This window comes from Mesonia oceanica (assembly GCF_902499555.1).
GTDB classification, from domain to species: Bacteria; Bacteroidota; Bacteroidia; order Flavobacteriales; family Flavobacteriaceae; genus Mesonia; species Mesonia oceanica.
On the sequence record NZ_CABVMM010000072.1, the window covers coordinates 1 to 511 of the forward strand.

At 43.4% G+C, this 511-nt stretch carries 1 protein-coding gene; it reads right to left on the reverse strand.

Translation table 11 applies throughout. The features are described from left to right. On the reverse strand, positions 1-511 hold a 511-nt coding region (locus tag FVB9532_RS19620; RefSeq protein ID WP_228482406.1), incomplete at both ends, for a hypothetical protein.

Below are 511 nucleotides of genomic sequence, written 5' to 3' on the forward strand. Positions count from 1 at the left end.
TTATTGTTCGTGTAGCTGACCGTGTTCGCATCAAAGGTCAGCTGTGTTCCATCTACCGCAGTATGGGTAAAAGTGCCATCGCCATTATCTACCAGTACATCACTGTTGGCCTCCAACAAATTGATGATCTCATTGTAAACATCACCCTGGTTTTGGATATCGGTCGCTACTTCATTGATGATATCAACTGTTAAGCTCTCCCCGTTATCATTCGTAAAAGTATAACTGCCGTCATTATTGTTCGTGTAGCTGACCGTGTTCGCATCAAAGGTCAGCTGTGTTCCATCTACCGCAGTATGGGTAAAAGTGCCATCGCCATTATCTACCAGTACATCACTGTTGGCCTCCAACAAATTGATGATCTCATTGTAAACATCACCCTGGTTTTGGATATCGGTCGCTACTTCATTGATGATATCAACTGTTAAGCTCTCCCCGTTATCATTCGTAAAAGTATAACTGCCGTCATTATTGTTCGTGTAGCTGACCGTGTTCGCATCAAAGGTCAGCT